Here is an 18,948-nt window from a genome sequence, read left to right as displayed (position 1 = left end):
ATCGCGCTCAGGCAACCGATCATTAAGCCTAACCAGTCATTATAACCGTGACGGACTCCGGTGATTCCGGGGCGGGGATCGGGTGCAAGAATGGCGACCACGCGGGCGGCGCTGACGGACGAAGATATTCGCACCCTGGTGAAGGGCGCGACGCCGGACGAGCGGGCCGTGGCGGCTCACAAGCTTTGCCGGAACATCGACCGCTACGAGCTTACGGACGAGGAACGGGTCCAGGCCCAGGAAATCCTGCGGGTCATGGCCGCCGACGCCGGCGAGCTGGTCCGCCGGGCCCTGGCCGTCACTCTGAAGAACTCCACCATCGTCCCGCGCGACGTCGCCCTGCGCCTGGCCAAGGACGTCGAGAGCATCGCCCTGCCGATGTTGTCGTCGTCGCCGGTGTTCACCGATGAGGACCTGGCCGAGATCGTCCGCCTGGGCGGTCCCGTCCGCCAGGTCGTTATCGCCAAACGCCCGCGCGTCTCCCAGACCGTCACCAACGCCATCGTCGAATATGGCGTCGAGCGGGCGGTGGAAGCCGCCTGCGCCAACGACAACGCCGATTTCGCCGACCGGGCGCTGGCCAAGGTCATCGAACGCTTCGAGAAGTCCGAGCGGGTCCTGGCCGCCGTGGCCTATCGCGCCGCCCTGCCGATGGCGGTGACCGAGAAGCTGATCGACCTGGTGAGCGAGGAGGTCCGCGACCACCTGTTGAACCACCACGCGCTGTCGCCCGAACTCGCCCTTGAGATCGCCATGGGCGCCAAGGAGCGGGCCACCATCGACCTGGTGGACCAGGCCGGCCGCGCACCCGACGTGAAGAGCTTCGTCAGCCACCTGCGCAAGCATGAGCGCCTGAGCGCCTCGCTGCTGCTGCGGTCGCTCGCCCACGGGCACATGACCTTCTTCGAGTGGAGCCTGGCTGAGCTCGCCAGCGTGCCCCACCACCGCACCTGGCTGATGATCCATGACGCGGGGCCGCTGGGCCTGCGCGCCATCTATGAGCGGGCCGGCTTGCCCGCCCGCCTGTTCCCGGCCTTCCGCGCCGGGGTGGACACCTTCCACTCCATGGAGTTCGACGGCGGCGCCAAGGACCGCGAGCGGTTCCAGGAGCGCATGCTGCAACGCTTCCTCACCCAGCCGGCCAACGCCGCCCGCGAGGACGTCGAATACCTGCTGGAAAAGATGGACCGCATCTCCCACGAGGCCCGCAAGAGCGTGCGGCTGGCCGAAAGCGCCTAACAGCGGGCTTGTTCGCGGCGACTGTGGCGCTCAAGCTGCCGGCATGACTGAGATCGCCCCCGACGCGGACATCAAGCCCGCCGCCACCATCCTGCTGCTGCGCGACGACCCCGCCTTCGAGGTGTTGATGGTCAAGCGCCACCACCAGATCGATTTCGCCTCAGGCGCCCTGGTGTTTCCGGGCGGCAAGTCCCACGCCGGCGATCATGATCCGGCCTGGGCCGATCACACCCTCGGCTTCTCCGACTTCGACGCCGAGCAACGGGGTCTGCGGATCGCGGCGATCCGCGAGGTGTTCGAGGAGGCGGGTATCCTGCTGGCCGCCCATACCGACGGCTCACCGATGGGCGACCAGATCGCGCCGCTGGACGTGCGCCAGGCGGTGGATCGCGGGGAGACCGCCTTCCTGGATGTGGTGAAGGAGCTGGACGCCAAGCTGGACCTGCACGCGCTCACCATCTTCGCCCGCTGGATCACCCCGCCCCTGACGCCGAAGCGGTTCGACACCTGGTTCTATACGGCGCTCGCGCCCGCCGACCAGCTCGCCGCCTGCGACGGGCGCGAGACGGTGGACGCCGAATGGATCGAGCCCGCCGAGGTGCTGCGGTTGGCCGAAGCCGGCGAGCGCAAGGTGATCTTTCCGACGCGGATGAATGTACAGCTGCTGGCTGAGGCGACCAGCGCCGCCGACTGCGTGGCCCGCGCGCAAGCCCGCACCCTGGTCACCGTCCTGCCGAAGATCGAGGACCGCCCGGAAGGCCGTGTGCTAACGCTGCCTGTGGATGCGGGCTACGGCGTTGTCGCTGAGCCGCTGGCCAATGTGATGTGAGCTAATTCCTCCCCCACCGGGGGAGGGGGACCGCCGCAGGCGGTGGAGGGGGTTACGGCTGCGCCGCCCAAACCCCCTCAGTCAGCCCGTCGGGCTGACAGCTCCCCCGCAGGGGGAGCAATTGGATGCTAAAGTCCGGTCTCGCGGACCTTGGCTTCCAGGGCTTCGATCAGAATCTTACCCACAGGATGTTCATCGGTCTTGATGTCGTCGCGGACGGCGGCCTTGATGGCGTCGATGTGCGCGTCGATCAGGGCTATGGGCGCCTGCATGCGCTTGTCCTTGTCGTCGATCAGCTTGCACAGAGAGGCGCCGATGCGGGTGATCAGCGGGAATTCGTAGGTGGTGCCCAGACCCTTCAGGTCATGGGCGCGCAAGTAGAGGAATTCCATGGTCTCGGGGCTCATGCCCTCGGTCTTCACGCGCTGGCGGGCGCCCTCGAGCTTGGTGACCTCGTCATTGAGCCACTGCGCGAAGTTGCCAGACAGGCTCTTCAGCGCGGCTTCGGCCTTGGCGATGGCGCCCGGATCGATGGCGCCAAAACGTCCGCCGACCTTCAGGCGAAGGGTGTTGGGGACCTGGATCACCTGACCGGAATTCTCTTGGCTCACGACTCGGCTCCTGCACTTTCGTCCACAGAAACCTAGATCGTAGGCGTTAACAACGCATGAGGTGGGGGTGCGACGAGATGGATGGTTCCGCGCCCGCGGCGGACCAAAACCTAAACCGAGAATTGCTCGGCCAGCATGCGTTCCTCGAGGCTGCGCCCGGCGTCGAACAGCATGTACATGCTGATCTCGCGGTCCTCGGCGATATGGACCTCAAGGACGTCGCGGACCTCCAGGTTGTCGGCCACGGCGCTGACCGGCCGCTTGTCGGCTTCCAGGATATCGAAGCTGACCTTGGCGGTGTGGGCCAGCAGGGCGCCGCGCCAGCGCCGGGGCCGGAACGCGCTGATGGGGGTCAGCGCCAGGACCTTGGCGTCCAGCGGGATGATCGGCCCGTGGGCCGAGAGGTTGTAGGCCGTCGACCCCGCCGGGGTCGCCACCATGGCGCCGTCGCAGGATAGCTCGTTCAGGCGCACCTTGCCGTCGATGGAGATGCGCAGCTTGGCGGTCTGCCGCGTCTGGCGCAGCAGGGAAACCTCGTTGATCGCCAAGGCCTTATGCGGCTTTCCATAGGTGTCGACGGCGGTCATGGTCAGGGGGTGGATCACCGCTTTCTCGGCGACGCTGATCCGCTCCAGCAAGCCGTCCTCGCTGTACTCGTTCATCAGGAAGCCGACCGAGCCACGGTTCATGCCGTAGATCGGCTTGTGGCCGCCGCCCATCTGGTCGTGCAGGGTTTCCAGCATGAAGCCGTCGCCGCCCAGCGCCACCACCACCTGGGCCTCGTTCGGCGGGACCTCGCCATAGCGGGCGATCAGGGCGATGCGGGCCTCCTGGGCCTCGGGGCGGTCGCTGGCCAGGAAGGCGAGGCGGGTCACGAAGGGCTCAGCCTTGAACATGGGGCGAGGTGCGCGAGAAACGCGGGTCTTGTCAAACCCTGCCGGCCGCCTGGCGGAAGGCGGCGTTGGCGATGTCCGGCGCGAAGGGGCCAAAGGCGCCCACGGCGCGGCGTTCGCCCTCCTGGCCGCCGCCGGGCTTGCCGCCGTTCAGCTCGCGGACCAGGGCCAGGATGGTGGGGAAGACGCTGCGGTCGATGCCGACGGCGGCGCAGGCCAGGGCCAGGAGCTCGGGTCGGTCCGAATCGACGGAGCGGCGCACGTGTTCGGGATCGAAGCGGCCCAGGGTCGCCAGGCCGCCGATGAATAGCGACAGCTTGCTCTCGCGCAGGGCGCGCAGCAGGTATCCGGGGCGGAGCTGGCCGGCGATGTCGAGTTTGGCCAGCAGCCGGCGCTCCATCTCTTCCTTCTCGCCCTCGCGCTGCCAGACCTCCTGCTGTTCCGGATGCTCGGAGACGATCCCGCCATGGGCCTCGCGCACCGATTCGGCGATGGCGGCGTCCATGGCCTCCGGATCGAGGCGGAAGCGGGCGGTGAGCGCCTGGCGCAGGGCCTGGCCGACCCAGACATAGAGTTCGCGCGCCAGATCGTCGGTCAGGCCCGGATGGCGGGCGCAGGGCGAACGCAGGGACACGATCCTCCGCGAGGCCTGAACCAGGGCGGTGAGTTCGGGCTTGCCGATCTGGGCGGCGAGGTTGCCCGCCAGCGCCGTCAGCACCGCTGGTTCGTTCTGCTGCAGAATGGCGGCGACCACCGGCGGTCCGAGATTGGGACGGCGCGCCACCTCGATCTGGTGCTCGATGGTGGCCTCGGTGAGCAGGCGCACCAGGTCCGGGTCCTGGAGCACCGGGCTGGATGAGATGATCGGCCGGGCGATCTCAATGTCGTCAAGGGCCAGCACATTGATCAGGGCGGCGGGCGCCCAGGCGGCGGTGGCCAGTTTCTCGGCCAGCCGTTTGCGGATGTCGCGTTCGGCCTCCACCACCAGGCTCATGAAGATGGAAGAGAGCAGGGCCTGGACAGGGGCGGAACTCATCACCGCCTCGGCGCCCTCGCCGGCGTCGCACAGGTCGACAATGGCCAACAGCAGGCGCTCGCGGTCATGGACCGCGCGGCTCCGGGCCAGACCCAGTATCTCTTCCGTCTTGGCGGCGACGCTCAAACCCGTTTCCTTAGCTCGGAATCGTTCAGGCTGATTCTGCTCAGGACGGTATGAAAACATGGTTACAAAAGCCTGGCAGCCAAAAGTGGAAGCCGGTTTTGGCGTCCGCCAGGCTTTCATTTTAGGGAACTGAGCCCCAAAGGGGCTCGGGCCACTGACCACGAATGTGGCGACGTGGCGCAGCTTGTTTGTACGGGGGGTGTGATGGCCGAACCTTTGATCCTGGCCTTGGACCAGGGGACCACCTCCACCCGGGCCATCCTCTTTGACGCTCAGGGCCACGCGCTCGCCGAGGCCGGGCGGCCGCTGGAGCAGTTCTATCCGGCCGACGGCTGGGTGGAGCATGACGCCAACGAGATCTTCGCCACCAGCGTGGCGGTGATGAAGGAGGCCATCGAGACGTCGGGCCGGCCCATCGAGGACGTCACCGCCATCGGCATCACCAACCAGCGCGAGACGGTGGTGATCTGGGACAAGGCCACCGGCGAACCGATCCACCGGGCCATCGTCTGGCAGGACCGCCGTACGGCCTCCACCTGCGAGCAACTGCGCCGCGCCGGCCACGAGGCCCGGGTCACCGAGATCACCGGCCTGCTGCTGGACCCCTATTTCTCCGGCACCAAGATCGCCTGGCTGCTGGGGGATGTTCCCGGCGCGCGGGCCAGGGCCCAGGCCGGCGAGCTGCTGGTGGGCACCATGGACACTTGGGTGATCTGGAAGCTGACCGGGGGCAAGGTGCACGCCACCGACGCGACAAATGCGTCGCGCACCCTGTTGTTCGACATCAGGAAACAGCGCTGGTCGCAGGAACTGCTCCAACTGCTCGACGTGCCCGCCTCGCTGCTGCCCGACGTGCGTGACTGCGCCGCCGACTATGGGCAGACCGACGCCGCCCTGCTGGGCCGCGCCATTCCGATCCGTGGCGTGGCGGGCGACCAGCAGGCCGCCCTGATGGGGCAGGGCTGCATCCGGCCCGGCGAGATGAAGGCCACCTATGGCACCGGGTGTTTCATGCTGATCAACACCGGTGAGGCCGCGCCCCTGTCGCGGGCCAAGCTGCTGACCACGGTGGCCGCCCGTCTGAACGGCAAGACGACCTATGCCCTGGAGGGCTCGATCTTCATCGCCGGCGCCGCCCTGCAATGGATCAATGAAGGCCTGAACGTCCCCGGGGGCGGCTCGGCCATCGAGGCCTTGGCCCAGAGCGCCAAGGAAGACCACGGCGTGGTCATGGTACCGGCCTTCACCGGCCTGGGCGCGCCCTGGTGGGACGCCGAGGCGCGGGGCGCCCTGTTCGGCCTGACCCGCGACACCACGCTGGCGGAAATCTCCCAGGCCGCCTTCGACGCCTGCGCCCTGCAGACCCGGGACCTGGTGGAGGCCATGCGCGCCGACGCGCCGAACGCTTTCGGCGAGGCGGTGGAGATACGCATCGATGGCGGCATGTCGCGCTCCTCCTGGTTCAGCCAGCGCCTGGCCGACCTCACCGGCGTGCCGGTGGGCCGCGCGACCTACCAGGAGACCACGGCGCTCGGCGCAGCCCTGTTCGCGGGGCTGGGGGTCGGTGTCTACGCCACGGTGGAGGCCGCCGCCGCCGCCCGTCCGGCCACCGAACGCCACGACCCCAAACTGGATGGCCACGGCCGGGAGGCCGCCTATGCCCGCTGGCTGGATGCGGTGGCCCGCGTGCGGACCGAGGGCTAGGACGCCTCAGCGAGGGGCGAAGATCACTTCGGGATAGCCGGCCGACGGCCCGTCCAGCAGGGGCGCCGGTTCGCCCTTCAGGTGGCGGTCGAAGAAGGCCAGGGAATAGGCCTTGATGACGGCGTGGGAGCGTGCGCCGTCCAGGGAGCCGTACAGTCCCAGCCTGCGGCCGAGCGGCGGCCAGATCAGGGCCGTGAAGTCCGACAGATCCTGGTGGTACATGCCCGGCGCCAGCACCAGATAGCCCGGCGCCCGAAGGCTGGCGAACACCGAACGCATGGTGGTCTGGGTCTCTATCACATCGGCCTCCGCCCAGCCTTCCCGGCGCATGGTGGCGGCGTCGCGGCTGATCCACATCGTCGGCTGCGCCAGGCCGGCTGCAACCACGTCGGCGGGCATGTGGACGTCCATGGGCAGGCAGGCCTTGAAGCGTGCGTCCCGCAGGCAGGTCTCGGCGGTGATCACCCCGCCCATGGACAGGCCGAACATGCCGGCGCGCGCCAGGTCCAGTCGGCCGGTGAGCAGGCCTTTGGGGTCCTCGCGATTCACCTCGGTGAGCTGGTCGAGGCTGAAGCTGGCGTCCTCGGCCAGATAGGGCATGACCCGGTCGAAGAAGCGCCGGTCCTGCAATCGCAAGTCGAAGCTCGCCGTGCGGCCATCGGGAAAGCGCACGCCGCTGGCCGCGTAGGGGTGGTCGATGGTGGCGACCACATAGCCGTGGGAGACCAGGTGCTCGACCTGGAAGGTGTTGTGCTGCCGGAACCCGGCGCGGCCGTGGGAGAACAGCAGGACCGGAAAGGGGCGTCCCGCCGCCGCCGGGGCGTCCACCACGGCGCTGGTGCGGATCAGCGGTAGGTGGGAGAGAACGAAGCCCGGCAGGCGCAGCAGGCGGGCCAGCGGCGCCAGGGCCGCGCCGTCCTCGACATAGGGCGCGCGCCGCCCTGTATGGCCCGGCCGCGTCGGATACCAGACCTGGACCATCAGCTCGCGCCGATCGTCCGGGGCGGCGGTGAAGATCTCCGGCCGCGCCGTATCGATCCAGTGATAGGTCGCGGTCCCCACGCCATAGGGACCGTCCGGCGCAGGCAGGCGGGGAACGGGAATAGCGAAGGGCAGGGCGGCGGCCAGCGCCAGGACCAGGGCGGCCGGCCCGGTCACGGCGGCCTCGCCGAGGACCCGCCGCCAGCCGGCAGCCCCCTCCGGCGAACCTCGGCGCGAGACCAGGACCATGGCCAGGGCTAGGGCGTAGGCTGGCGCCATCTGCCAGCGCGCGCCCTCCACCAGCACCTGAGCGGAGGCGGCCAGGGCCACCGCCAGCGGAACCCGCCGCGCGAGCCAGGTGGTCCGGATCGCGGGGACGGCGCCTGCCAGGAAACCGGCCAGCAGGACCAGCAATAGAACAGCCTCAAGCGGCCTCATGCCCCGTCTCCCCGTCGTCAGGTCCAAAGCTCACGCCTGTTCAGGTGTGATGCCGTCGAGGTCGATGCGCAAGGCGCATGCCCCGGGTCCCCTCAGGTCTGGAAATACTCTCGAGCCCAGTCGATCTCGTAGTGGTCCCGCAACTCAGGCCGCTCTCTGAAGGTCGGATTGAGCTTGCGGAAGGTGCCGTTCAGGGTCCGGTCGTCGCGCTGACTCACGACTCCAGGCCGTACAGCTCCTCCAAATCCTGCAGGTATCGCGCCCGGCTGGTGAACAGCCGGGCTTCCAGGCCGCAGGCCAGCGCCGCCTCCACGTTGGCGGCCTTGTCGTCGAAGAAGATCAGGTCCTCGCGCGGGAAGGGGATCTGGGCCAGGATCGCCTCGAAGAAGGCCGCCTGCGGCTTGGCGACGCCCAGGCGGCAGGAGATGAACAGGCCGTCCAGCAACGCGCCGTAGCCCAGGGTGGTCTCGACGTGAGCCGCCCAGAAGGCGTCCTGGTTGGAGCCGAGATAGCAGGCGATCCCGGCCGCCCGCAGCCGCCGCACATCCTCCAGCATGGCCGGGTCGGGAATGACGTTCTCCTGCGCCCAGCGCTCCAGATAGGTCGCCGCGTCGTGCGGCCAGCCGGCCTGCGCCAAGGCGCGCTCGCAGGCGGTTGTGAAGGCGCCGACATCGGCCAGGGCCTCCGGCGCGGCGGCGCGATAGAAGCCGCTGACGAAGTCCCGGTGCTGCTGGGCGCTCCACACCCAATCCACTGTCGCGAACGGCCCGGCATGCTGCAGCACCCCGTCGGCGTCGAAGATCACACCTCTCAGCTTCTTCGCCACGGCGCCTAGATACCCAGGATCAGCGGCTGGCCGTTGCGCGCGCCCAGCCGTCCCACCACGGTGGCGAGGCCAAAGCCCGCGCCCTTCACCAGCGCCATAACGCGCTCGACCGCGGCGGGATCGACGGCGATCAGCAGGCCGCCGCTGGTTTGCGGGTCGCACAGCAGGTCGCGCTTCCAGTCCGCCAGGTCGCCGGGCGCCTCGACCGACGCGCCGTAGCTCGCCCAGTTGCGCACCGAGGCGCCGGTACGGACCCCGGCGCGGGCCAGGGCCTCGACGCCGGGCAGGATCGCGGCGCCGTCGGGATCGACATGGGCGGTCAGCCCCGCGCCGCGCGCCATCTCCAGGGCGTGGCCCAGCAGGCCAAACCCGGTGACGTCGGTCATGGCGTGGACGCCGTCCTGCGCCGCAAGGACCTCGCCCACCGCGTTGAGTTGGGTGGTGGAAGCGATCAGGGCTTCGTAACCTGCGTCGTCCAGCTTTTCCTGCTTGAAGGCCGCGCTCAGCACGCCGACTCCCAGGGCCTTGGTGAGGATCAGGACGTCGCCGGGTTTGGCGGCGCTGTTCTTCAGCACCCGGTCGGGATGAACGAGCCCCAGAGCGACCAGGCCATAGATCGGTTCGACGCTGTCAATGGAGTGGCCGCCGGCCACCGGAATGCCGGCCGCCGCACAGACCGACGCCCCGCCGGCCAGGATCTGGCCGATGGTCTCGGGCGCCAGCTTGTCGATGGGCATGCCGACGATGGCCAGGGCCAGGATCGGCTTGCCGCCCATGGCGTAGATATCCGACAGCGCGTTGGTGGCGGCGATCCGGCCGAAGTCGAAGGGGTCGTCCACCACCGGCATGAAGAAGTCGGTGGTGGCCACCAGGGCCTGGGTGTCGTTCAACCGCCAGACCGCCGCGTCGTCTGAGGTCTCGGTCCCCACCAGCAGGTTAGGGAAGGCGGCCGCCGCCGGCATCCGCGCCAGGATGTCCTGCAGTACGGCCGGGGCGATCTTGCAGCCGCAGCCGCCGCCGTGGGCCAGGGAGGTCAGGCGGACGGCGTCGGGCATGGGGAATCTCACGGAGATGAAGCTGCTTCCGTCTTAGTCCGCGTCCAGGCGGCGGGCCAGCCTCGCCACCGCCGCGAGCGCGGTGCTAACAGTGGGTCATGGGAATCCAGCTCACCGAGGCGGTCGACGCCGCATCGCTCGCCCGCTTCGACGCGGTCATCGACGTTCGCAGCCCCGGGGAATTCGCCGAGGACCACATGCCCGGCGCCGAGAACCTGCCGGTCCTGGACAATGCCGAACGGGCGGAGGTGGGGACCATCTATGTCCAGGAGTCCCGGTTCCTGGCCCGCCGCATCGGCGCGGCCCAAGTGGCGCGCAATATCGCCCGTCATCTGGAGGAGGCGCTCTCCGATCGTCCTGCCAGCTTCCAGCCGCTGATCTATTGCTGGCGCGGTGGCCAGAGATCCAACGCCATGGCCACCATCCTCTCCCAGGTGGGTTGGCCGGTCTGGCTGCTGACCGGAGGCTACAAGACCTATCGCAGGTCCGTGACCGCGCGGCTCTATGACGAGGCGCCGCCCTTGAATCTGATCCTGCTGGATGGCCATACGGGGTCGGCGAAGACCGAGATCCTGGCGCGCCTGATGGAGCAGGGCGTGCAGACCCTGGACCTGGAAGGCTTGGCTTCCCATCGCGGTTCCCTGTTCGGCGCCGTGGCCGGGCGGCCCCAGCCGAGCCAGAAGCTGTTCGAGAGCCGTCTGCTGGCGGAGCTCGACAAGCTCGACACCTCTCGGCCCATCGTGGTGGAGGCTGAGTCCAGCAAGATCGGCGACCGCATGACGCCGCCCGCGGTGTGGAAGGCCATGCAGACCGCGCCCCGTATCGAGATTCAGGCCCCACGCGAGGCGCGAGCCCGTTATCTCGTGGAGGCCTACCGCGATGTGATCGATGACCGGGCGGAGCTCGAGGCGGCCTTTTCGCGCCTGCCGGCCTATCCGGGCCAGAAGCGGCTCGAGAACTGGCGGAGCCTTGCGGACGCGGGGGAATTCGAGGAACTGGCCGCAGCGCTCATGGAGCATCACTACGACCCTGCCTACGACCGCTCCGCCCGCAAGGATGAGCGGCCTCGCCTGGGTGTCATCGAACTGCCCAGCCTCGACGCCGCCGGGCAGGACGCCGCCGTCACGGAGATCCGTCGGCTGGCGTCGATCTGAGCCCGGCCTTGACGCTAGAGCGCTGCGGCGCGACCCTGTGACCAACGATCACTTAACGATCAGACGAGGGAGGCCGCCATGGCCGATGGTTCGCTTGCAGGCGTGAATTCTCTGAAGGGCAAGGTCAGCGCCGAGGAGTGGGAGGCCCGTGTGGACCTCGCCGCCCTCTACCGGCTGGTGGCGCTCTACGGGTGGGACGACATGATCTACACCCACATCTCGGCCCGGATTCCGGGGCCGGAGCACCAGTTCCTGATCAACCCCTACGGCATGTACTTCGGGGAGATGACCGCCTCGTCCCTGGTCAAGATCGACCTGGACGGCAAGATCCTCCAGGACACGCCCTACTTCATCAATCCGGCGGGTTTCACCATCCACTCGGCGATCCACGCCGCGCGCGAAGACGCAAAGTTCGTGATGCACCTGCACTCCGACCAGGGTGTCGCCGTCGCCGCCCAGAAGGAGGGCCTGCTGCCCCTGTCGCAGCATGCCTGCATCGTCCTGCCCAGGCTCGCCTATCACGACTATGAGGGGATCGCCCTGAACCTCGACGAGCGCGAGCGCCTGGTGGCCGATATCGGCGACAAGACCCTGATGTTGCTGCGCAATCACGGCACGCTCTCGGTGGGCGAAAGCGCCGCCGACTGCTGGACCGGCATGTATTACCTGGAACGCGCCTGCCAGATGCAGGTCATGGCCCTGTCGGCCGGACGCGAGAATGTGCTGTTCGCGCCCGAGGCCGCCCAAACCGAGGTCAAGGGCCAGGTCATGCGCGGCATCGGCGGCAAGCTGGCGTGGCCGGGCGCGCTTCGCCGCCTGGATCGCGAGCTGCCGGGCTACGACGCCTGATTCTTCCCGAGCGGAAACGGCCCCGGTCCGGACGGTCCGGGTCGGGACGGTTTTCGCAGAACAACAGTCTTTGGGCGTCGGGAAACCGGCGCCCTTTTTCTTGGCGCTAAGCGGTTGATTCAAAGGCTGTGGTCGCTCAAATGCGGCCATTGCACGGTGTAACCGCGGTCTATTTCCGGCCAGACATGTACAGCCATCGTTCTGTCACTGGACGAGCGTCAGTTTGAGGCCATAAGACCGCTCGACTTAAGATCCCACTGGCCGCCCGCATTTTCGAGGCGACGGAGTCCCCCCGCTTGTTACGACGCCATTTCTTCCTCGCCGGCGCCATCCTTGTGCTGATCCTCATGTTGGTCGCAGGGGCGTACAAGCTGACCCTTGGCAAGAAGCAGGGACCCGGCGGCCCGCCCGGCGCGGCCATGGCGCAAGGCGGTGGTGGCCGTCCGGGTGGCGGCGGACCAGGCGGCGGCCGAGGGGGCATGGGCGGCCCGACCGACGTTGCGGTGGTGGTCGTTCAGCCGAGGCTCTTCACCGACACCATCGACGTCATCGGCGTGGCCAAGGGCCGCCAGTCGGTGACCCTGACCGCGGCCGCAACCCAGCTCGTCCAGCGCGTGCGCTTCTCGCCCGGCCAGTCGGTCGGCAAGGGGGCGGTGCTGGTGGAGCTGAAGGCCACCGAGCAGGACGCGGGCCTCGCGCAGGCCCAGGCTAGCCTGGTGCAGGCGCAGCGCGCCTATGACCGCTACAAGACGCTGGGCCAGCAGGGCTTCGCCTCCCAGGCCATGATCGACCAGTACGAAGCTGGCTATCTCTCGGCCAAGGCCAACGTGGCCGCCGCTCAGGCCCGCCAGGGCGACCGGTTGATCCGCGCCCCCTTCGCCGGGATCGTGGGCCTCACCGACATCACGCCCGGCGCCCTGATCAATCCGGGCTCGCCCATCGTCACCCTCGACGACACCAGCGCCATCCGCGTCGATTTCCAGGTCCCCGACCGCTACATCGCCGCCATCCGGCAGGGCCAGGCGGTCACCGCCCGGGTGGACGCCTATCCGGGCGAGGTCATCCAGGGCCGCATCGCGCTGCTGGACACCCGCATCGATGAAAGGACCCGCGCGCTCACCGCCCGGGCCGAATTCCCCAATCCCGACCGCCGCCTCAAGCCCGGCATGATGATGCGGGTCGCGGTCGCCCAAGGCAGCCGCCAGGGCCTCTCGGCGCCGGAATCGGCGGTGTCGGTCCAGGGCGACAACGCCTTCGTTTACGTGCTGGCCAAGCAGGGCGGCAAGACCGTGGCCGAGCAGCGGCCGGTGGTCACCGGCGTGCGCCAGAACGGCTTCGTCGAGCTGAAGGACGGGGTCACCACCGGGGATCGCATCGTCGGTGATGGACTGAACAAGATCCAGCCAAACCAGCCCGTGAAGCCGTTGGGCGCGCGCGGTCCGGGCGGCAAGCCCCAGGGAGCGGGCGGAGCCGCCCGCCGTCCCGCGGCATGATGCTCTCCGACATTTCCGTCCGCCGCCCGGTGCTCGCTGCGGTGGCGGCGATCATTCTGTGCGTGGTGGGCCTGGCCTGCTTCACCTCGCTGTCGGTTCGCGAGCTTCCCAGCGTCGATCCGCCGGTGGTCTCGGTCTCCACCACCTATCGCGGCGCCTCGGCTGAAGTGGTCGAGGAGCGGATCACCGAGGTGATCGAGCGCCAGGTGGCGGGCATCCAGGGCATTGACCGGGTGAACTCCTCGTCGCGGGACGGCTCCTCGCGGATCAACGTGTCCTTCTCCCTCGACCGCGACCTCGACACCGCGGCCAATGACGTGCGTGACGCCGTCAGCCGGGTGACCTCACAGCTGCCCGACCAGGCCGATCCGCCGCAGATCGCCAAGGCGAACGCCGACGGCTCGCCGATCATGTTCCTGGCCTTCTCGTCGACGAGCCTGAACCGGCTGCAGCTCTCCGACTACGCCAACCGCTACCTGGTGGAGCGGATCTCCACGATCCCGGGCGTAGCCCAGGTGAATCTGGGCGGCAGTCAGCTCTATTCGATGCGTATCTGGCTCGATCCGCAGGCCATGGCCTCGCGCGGCATCACCGTCGACGACGTCGAGGCCGCGCTGAACGCCCAGAACCTGGAGCTTCCGGCCGGCGCCCTGGAGGCGCCCGCCAAGGACTTCACCATCCGGGTCGCCCGCGGCTATTCCACGCCGCAGCAGTTCAAGGAGCTGCCGGTCACCTCGGGGACCCGCGCCGCCGCGGCCGCCACCAGCGTCGCCGGATCGGCTGGCGCGCTCGGCTCCACCGCCGGCGCCGACGGCGCGGTCGGCGCCACCGACCAGGGCGAGAACGCCTATGTCACCCGCCTGGGCGACATCGCCCGGGTGGAGGAGGGGCCCGACGAGCGCCGCCGCACCTTCCGGTCCAACGGCCGCGACATGGTCGGCATCGCCATCACCCGTCAGTCCCAGGCCAACGACCTGGAGATCTCCAAGGGCATCAGCGATCAGCTGCCGGAGATCAACAAGTCCCTGCCCAAGGGCACCAAGCTGGAGATCGCGGTCGACTTCACGGTCTTCACCAAGCACGCGATCCAGGAGGTCTGGATCACCATGCTGATCTCGCTGGGGCTGGTGGCCCTGGTGAACTTCGTCTTCCTCGGCACCTGGCGGGCGGCGATCATCCCCTCGGTGGTGGCGCCGATCTGTATCCTGTCGACCTTCATCGTCCTCGCCCCGCTAGGCTTCTCCATCAACCTTCTGACCCTGCTGGCCCTGGTGTTGGCGATCGGTCTGGTGGTGGATGACGCCATCGTGGTGGTGGAGAACATCCAGCGCCGGGTGGACGAGGGCGAGCCCCCCGTGGTCGCCGCCCAGCGCGGCGCGCGCCAGGTGTTCTTCGCCGTGGTGGCCACCACCATCGTGCTGATCTCGGTGTTCGCGCCGCTGATGTTCCTGCCGGGCTATATCGGCAAGCTGTTCGTGGAGCTGGCCGTGGCCATCACCGCGGCGGTGGCCTTCTCGGCCCTGCTGGCGCTCAGCCTGTCGCCGATGCTGGCGTCCAAGCTGCTGCGTCCGGCCCATGGCGAGGGCTTCATCGCCCGGCGCGTGGACGCCGGCATGAACCGGCTGCGCAACTCCTACCACGCCTCCCTCGACGCCCTGCTGGGCCGCCGCGCCGCCTCCGTGGCCGCGGTCAGCCTGGTGGTGGTGCTGGCCGGCCTGGCCTTCGCCCTCTTCACCGTCCTGCCGCGCGAGCTGGTGCCCAACGAGGATCGGGGGCGGGTGGACATCAACATCCAGGGGCCGGAGGGCGCCGGCTACGACTATACCCTGCCGGCCGCCAAGCAGGTGGAGGCCCGCCTCCAGGGCCTGCTGAAGGATGGCACGATCACTCGTTACACCCTGGGTGTCCCGCGCTTCGGCCAGAACCAGTTCAACACCGGCAACGCCAACGCCGCCCTGCCGGACGACGCCGCGCACAAGATAAGCTCCCAGGAGCTGGCGGCCCAGCTCAACAAGGACTTCTCCAAGATCACCGCCATCCGCGCCATCGCCTCGGTCCGCCCGAGCCTGCAGCGCGGCGGCGGTGGCCCCGGCGGCGGCGGTGGTAACGTCGACCTGATCGTCGTGGGCAACGAGTATCCTGAGATCGAGCGTCTGATCCGGCCGCTGATGACCGCCGTCCAGGCCAATCCCGGGATGGCCCGCCCGCGCCTCGATTACGAGCCGACCTCGCCGCGCCTGCTGGTGGACCTCGACCGCGACAAGGCCGCCACCCTCGGCGTCTCGGCCAAGTCGGTAGGCCGGGCCCTGGAGACCATGTTCGGCTCGCGTAAGGTTACGACCTACATCCGCGACGGCCAGGAATACGACGTCATCCTGCAGACCGACCGCGCCAACCGCCAGAACGAGAACGACCTGGCCAACCTCTATGTGCGCACCGGCTCGGGGGCGACGGTTCCGCTGTCCTCTGTGGTCAGCACCCATGTGCGCGGCGACACCCCCGACCGCGCGCGGGTCGACCGGCTGCGCGCCATCACGCTGAGCGTCCAGCTCAACCCCGGCTACACGGTGGGCGAGGCCGTGACGTTCCTCCAGGCCGAGGTCGCCAAGCACCCCGGCACCACGGTGAAGTGGGGCGGTACGGCGCGGGATTATCTTGAGGCGGGCGGCGCCGTGGGCCTGGCCTTCGGCATGGCTCTGCTGTTGGTCTTCCTGGTCCTGGCCGCTCAGTTCGAGAGCTGGATCCACCCGGCGGTCATCATGCTGACCGTGCCGGTCGCCGTGCTGGGGGGTCTGTTCGGCCTGCTCGTCGCGGGCTCCACCATCAACACCTACAGTCAGATCGGGCTGATAATTCTCGTGGGCATCGCCGCCAAGAACGGCATCCTGATCGTCGAGTTCGCCAATCAGCTGCGGGACGACGGCCTGTCGATCCGCGAGGCGGTGATCGAGAGCGCCTCGCTGCGCCTGCGGCCCATCATCATGACCTCGATCTCGGCAGCAGCCGGGGCCGTGCCGCTGATCGTCTGGGGCGGGGCGGGCGGCGAGAGCCGCAAGACCATCGGGGTGGTGATCTTCTTCGGGGCCATCTTCACGACCCTGCTGACCCTGTTCATCGTGCCGGTGTTCTACAACATGCTGGCCCGCTTCACGAAGTCGCCGCTCGCCACCGCGCGCCGCATCGAGGCCTTCGAGGAAGCCGAACAGACCCGCGCCGCCAACGCTGCGGAGTAGCCACCATAAAAGCCTCCCCGCCGAAGCGGGGAGGAGGAGAGACTGTCATGGGACGGTAGCGCCGGCGGCGACGGGGGCGTCGCGCCGGCGCTGACGTGGCTCCTGCGGGAGAGCCACGCCACTCGCCCGCCATCCCAGGGGGAGATGGGCGGGGTCAGATGCTTGAACAGACCCGACCCCAATATGGTGAGGCGTGCCAGTATGCGCGTCAAGGTTGTCTGACGACTCGCGCTCGTTTTCCGAGCGAATGCGTGGACTTCGCGGGCTACTGTGGCTTGTAGCCAGTCTCGACCTTCAGATAGGCGATCAGGTCGACGCGGTCCTTGGCGTCCTTCACACCGACGAAGCTCATCTTGGTGCCGGGCATGAAGGTCTTGGGGCTGGTGAGCCACTGGTCCAGGTGCTCGGCGTCCCAGGTGAAGGTCGCGGCCTTCACGACCTCGGAATACTTGTAGCCCTCGGCCATGCCAGGCTTGCGGCCGAACATGCCGTAGAGGTTGGGGCCGGTCATGTTGGCGCCGCCGGGCACGATGGTGTGGCAGGACTTGCAGACCGCGAACACCTGCTTGCCGTGGGCTAGGTCGCCGGTGTTGTAGGGGGCGGGCAGGGCGGCCAACAGGGCCTGCTTCTCCGCGTCCGTGGGCTCGGGGGCTGCGGCGGGCGCCGCCTCCGGCGCTGCGGCGGTCTCGCTCCCGCTCGATCCGCCCGATTTCCCGCAGGCCGAAAGCCCGATGACGGCGACAGTGGCGGCGAGCGTCAGAGCGAGGCGGCGCATGGGAAATCCTCTCGAATTGGATGGCCGGCAAGCTACTCCAAGCGCCGCCTTTGGCAAGCGCCTCAGCCGCGCTTGCGGCGTTCCTTCTGGATGATCTCGTCCAGGGCCTGGAGGAACCGCGACCGGTCGTTGCGGTCGAAGGGTTTCGGCCCGCCCAGGATGTCGCCGGTGGAGCGCAGCTGCTCCATCAGGGCCCGCTGGGCGATGGCCGCGCCGATGGAGTTCTCGGTGAAGGGCTTGCCGTTGGGCGCGACCGCGTGGGCGCCCGCGGTCAGCACCCGCTCGGCTAAAGGTATGTCGTTGGTCACCGCCACGTCGCCCGGCGCCACATGCTCGGCGATCCAGTCGTCGGCCACGTCGGGGCCGGCGTCGACGATCATCCGCTCGATCATCGGCGTCTTGGGGATCATGATGAAGGCGTTGGAGACCACCCAGGTCTTCAGGCCGTAGCGCTGGGCGACCTTGTAGATCTCGTCCTTTACCGGGCAGGCGTCGGCGTCGATGAAGATCTCGATGGGCTTGGCGGTCATGCGCCGTCACTAGCGCTGTTGCCGCGAAAACGACAGGGGGCAGGATCACGCCCCATAACACCGTCGGATGTCTTCCCTTGGTCGTGCGAGGGCAGGACGATGGCTCATAGCTTCGACACCTAACCGATGCCAGGACATCGCAGGCCAGTCAGAGGCTGCGGTGCGTCTGTGGCCGATTACTCCGGCGCGTTGGGTTCGAAACGCTGGACCATGCGGGCCTGTTGCCAAAGTTCAATCGCGTGTTCGTGGCTATGCTGGCGGGCGATTTGCATCGCCGCCTCGTCGTCTTCACACTCGAACGCGACCGCGCGGCTTATGCGGCCGTTGGCGCCTAGGAAATATATCCGGTAGTCGAGCATAGAGGTTCCAGCGTGCTCCCACGCCTTCACCTAACATGTATTGCGAAATCACAGGCGTGAAAACGTTTGCGTCAGATCTATACCTGGAATGACATAGGTTTGACGGAGCGCTTCTGTCGTATTGTCGACTCTTTGCCTAGGCCTTCAGTGACCGCCAGCTGACCTTCAATGCGTCGAAGGCCGGATCGGTCTCGGTCTCCAGATTGTGCCGCTGGTGGATCTTGCAGCCGATCATGTCGTGGTTGCGCCACTTGGCCCGCACGATGAACACCTCGCCGTCCGGCACGTGCAGCACGGTCAGCGCCTTGGGCAGGGGCACGAGCGCTGGGATCTCCAACTTCAGGCCGCTGATGCTGACGTCGCGCATGGTCGCGTCCCACCAGGATCCCAGGGCCGGGCCGTAGTAGACGCGCACCCGATCGCTGGTGGGGGCGCGGGGTTCAACACGACGATCAAGCCACTGAGCTTCAGACATGGCCGCAAGTCATAGGCCAAGGATGCTAAATTTTTCTAAGCTTCGCCGGGTGCGACATCACGCCCACATGAACGGTAGCTGCACCCTACGCTCAGGCCCCCGCCAACCGGCACGGCCCATACCCTCCTGATCTCGGGAGGCTGCAATGACGCTCTACCATCTCTTCGTCACCGATCCACGCGGGGCGGTGCTGCAGCACCTGGCGGTCGATGGGGAGAGCGACGAAGACCTTCTGGCCCAGATCCCGCGTTACGACGACGGCCACGACATCGAGATTTGGGACGGTGAACGGCTAGTGGCGATTTATCGCGGCCGGAAGGGGCCGTAGCGCCTGGCGACGGT

19 protein-coding genes are annotated in these 18,948 nt (G+C 68.2%); 8 read left to right on the top strand and 11 right to left on the bottom strand.

Going from position 1 to position 18,948, the window contains the following annotated elements; translation table 11 throughout:
- Positions 1–90: 90 nt before the first annotated feature.
- Positions 91–1,239 carry a SpbR family protein gene (gene spbR, locus JKL49_RS13025; protein WP_215341024.1) on the top strand — a complete coding sequence of 383 codons (1,149 nt, stop codon included), beginning with the start codon at positions 91–93 and terminating at the stop codon, positions 1,237–1,239.
- 43 nt (positions 1,240–1,282) lie between these two features.
- Positions 1,283–2,068 (top strand): NUDIX hydrolase, encoded by a 786-nt coding sequence (locus tag JKL49_RS13020; protein ID WP_215341023.1) that lies wholly within the window; start codon positions 1,283–1,285, stop codon positions 2,066–2,068.
- A gap of 128 nt (positions 2,069–2,196) precedes the next feature.
- Here the strand turns inward: JKL49_RS13020 and JKL49_RS13015 are convergent, their stop codons facing one another.
- From JKL49_RS13015 to JKL49_RS13005, 3 genes are all read right to left on the bottom strand, one after another.
- Positions 2,197–2,679: an Hpt domain-containing protein gene (locus JKL49_RS13015; RefSeq protein ID WP_215341022.1), complete on the bottom strand. Its 483-nt coding sequence runs from the start codon at positions 2,677–2,679 to the stop codon at positions 2,197–2,199.
- A 110-nt stretch (positions 2,680–2,789) separates the two neighbouring features.
- Positions 2,790–3,575: an NAD kinase gene (locus tag JKL49_RS13010; RefSeq protein ID WP_215341021.1), complete on the bottom strand. Its 786-nt coding sequence runs from the start codon at positions 3,573–3,575 to the stop codon at positions 2,790–2,792.
- 31 nt (positions 3,576–3,606) lie between these two features.
- Entirely contained in the window at positions 3,607–4,734 is a 1,128-nt protein-coding gene (locus JKL49_RS13005; protein WP_249778082.1) for a DUF2336 domain-containing protein, read from the bottom strand.
- A gap of 204 nt (positions 4,735–4,938) precedes the next feature.
- On the opposite strand from JKL49_RS13005, the gene glpK reads away from it, so the two are divergent.
- Positions 4,939–6,438, top strand: a complete 1,500-nt coding sequence (gene glpK, locus JKL49_RS13000; protein ID WP_215341020.1) for a glycerol kinase GlpK — start codon at positions 4,939–4,941, stop codon at positions 6,436–6,438.
- Between the two features lie 6 nt (positions 6,439–6,444).
- Here the strand turns inward: glpK and JKL49_RS12995 are convergent, their stop codons facing one another.
- The 4 genes from JKL49_RS12995 to selD all read right to left on the bottom strand — a co-directional run bounded on the left by JKL49_RS12995 (position 6,445) and on the right by selD (position 9,738).
- Positions 6,445–7,857, bottom strand: a complete 1,413-nt coding sequence (locus JKL49_RS12995; RefSeq protein WP_215341019.1) for an alpha/beta hydrolase family protein — start codon at positions 7,855–7,857, stop codon at positions 6,445–6,447.
- 92 nt (positions 7,858–7,949) lie between these two features.
- Entirely contained in the window at positions 7,950–8,075 is a 126-nt protein-coding gene (locus tag JKL49_RS21205; RefSeq protein ID WP_283816637.1) for a hypothetical protein, read from the bottom strand.
- Positions 8,072–8,683, bottom strand: coding sequence for an HAD-IA family hydrolase (locus JKL49_RS21025; RefSeq protein ID WP_215341018.1), 612 nt, complete (start codon positions 8,681–8,683; stop codon positions 8,072–8,074). Before JKL49_RS21025 ends, JKL49_RS21205 begins: the two co-directional genes overlap by 4 nt.
- 5 nt (positions 8,684–8,688) lie before the next feature.
- On the bottom strand, positions 8,689–9,738 hold the full coding sequence (gene selD, locus JKL49_RS12985; protein WP_215341017.1) for a selenide, water dikinase SelD: 1,050 nt from the start codon (positions 9,736–9,738) through the stop codon (positions 8,689–8,691).
- A 98-nt stretch (positions 9,739–9,836) separates the two neighbouring features.
- Here selD and mnmH point away from each other — a divergent pair, with 98 nt between their 5' ends.
- From mnmH to JKL49_RS12965, 4 genes are all read left to right on the top strand, one after another.
- Positions 9,837–10,892, top strand: coding sequence for a tRNA 2-selenouridine(34) synthase MnmH (mnmH, locus tag JKL49_RS12980; protein ID WP_215341016.1), 1,056 nt, complete (start codon positions 9,837–9,839; stop codon positions 10,890–10,892).
- A 78-nt stretch (positions 10,893–10,970) separates the two neighbouring features.
- A complete protein-coding gene (locus JKL49_RS12975; protein WP_215341015.1) occupies positions 10,971–11,741 on the top strand; it encodes a class II aldolase/adducin family protein in 771 nt (256 codons plus the stop codon).
- A gap of 296 nt (positions 11,742–12,037) precedes the next feature.
- Positions 12,038–13,234 carry an efflux RND transporter periplasmic adaptor subunit gene (locus tag JKL49_RS12970; protein WP_215341014.1) on the top strand — a complete coding sequence of 399 codons (1,197 nt, stop codon included), beginning with the start codon at positions 12,038–12,040 and terminating at the stop codon, positions 13,232–13,234.
- On the top strand, positions 13,234–16,467 hold the full coding sequence (locus JKL49_RS12965) for an efflux RND transporter permease subunit (protein WP_215342813.1): 3,234 nt from the start codon (positions 13,234–13,236) through the stop codon (positions 16,465–16,467). The genes JKL49_RS12970 and JKL49_RS12965 overlap by 1 nt, the downstream gene beginning before the upstream one ends.
- A gap of 265 nt (positions 16,468–16,732) precedes the next feature.
- Here the strand turns inward: JKL49_RS12965 and JKL49_RS12960 are convergent, their stop codons facing one another.
- From JKL49_RS12960 to JKL49_RS12945, 4 genes are all read right to left on the bottom strand, one after another.
- Complete coding sequence (locus JKL49_RS12960; protein ID WP_215341013.1) at positions 16,733–17,242, bottom strand: c-type cytochrome; 510 nt, start codon at positions 17,240–17,242, stop codon at positions 16,733–16,735.
- Between the two features lie 62 nt (positions 17,243–17,304).
- A complete protein-coding gene (locus JKL49_RS12955; RefSeq protein WP_215341012.1) occupies positions 17,305–17,772 on the bottom strand; it encodes a YaiI/YqxD family protein in 468 nt (155 codons plus the stop codon).
- A 176-nt stretch (positions 17,773–17,948) separates the two neighbouring features.
- Positions 17,949–18,131: a hypothetical protein gene (locus JKL49_RS12950; protein ID WP_215341011.1), complete on the bottom strand. Its 183-nt coding sequence runs from the start codon at positions 18,129–18,131 to the stop codon at positions 17,949–17,951.
- Between the two features lie 136 nt (positions 18,132–18,267).
- Entirely contained in the window at positions 18,268–18,606 is a 339-nt protein-coding gene (locus tag JKL49_RS12945) for a PilZ domain-containing protein (protein ID WP_215341010.1), read from the bottom strand.
- A 145-nt stretch (positions 18,607–18,751) separates the two neighbouring features.
- On the opposite strand from JKL49_RS12945, the gene JKL49_RS12940 reads away from it, so the two are divergent.
- A complete protein-coding gene (locus JKL49_RS12940) occupies positions 18,752–18,934 on the top strand; it encodes a hypothetical protein (protein ID WP_215341009.1) in 183 nt (60 codons plus the stop codon).
- The last annotated feature ends 14 nt before the right edge of the window (positions 18,935–18,948 follow it).

It is taken from the genome of Phenylobacterium glaciei (assembly GCF_016772415.1).
In the GTDB taxonomy this organism is placed as follows: domain Bacteria; phylum Pseudomonadota; class Alphaproteobacteria; order Caulobacterales; family Caulobacteraceae; genus Phenylobacterium; species Phenylobacterium glaciei.
Note: the sequence above shows the minus strand (reverse complement) of the source record. Positions and strands in the feature narration are given on the sequence as shown.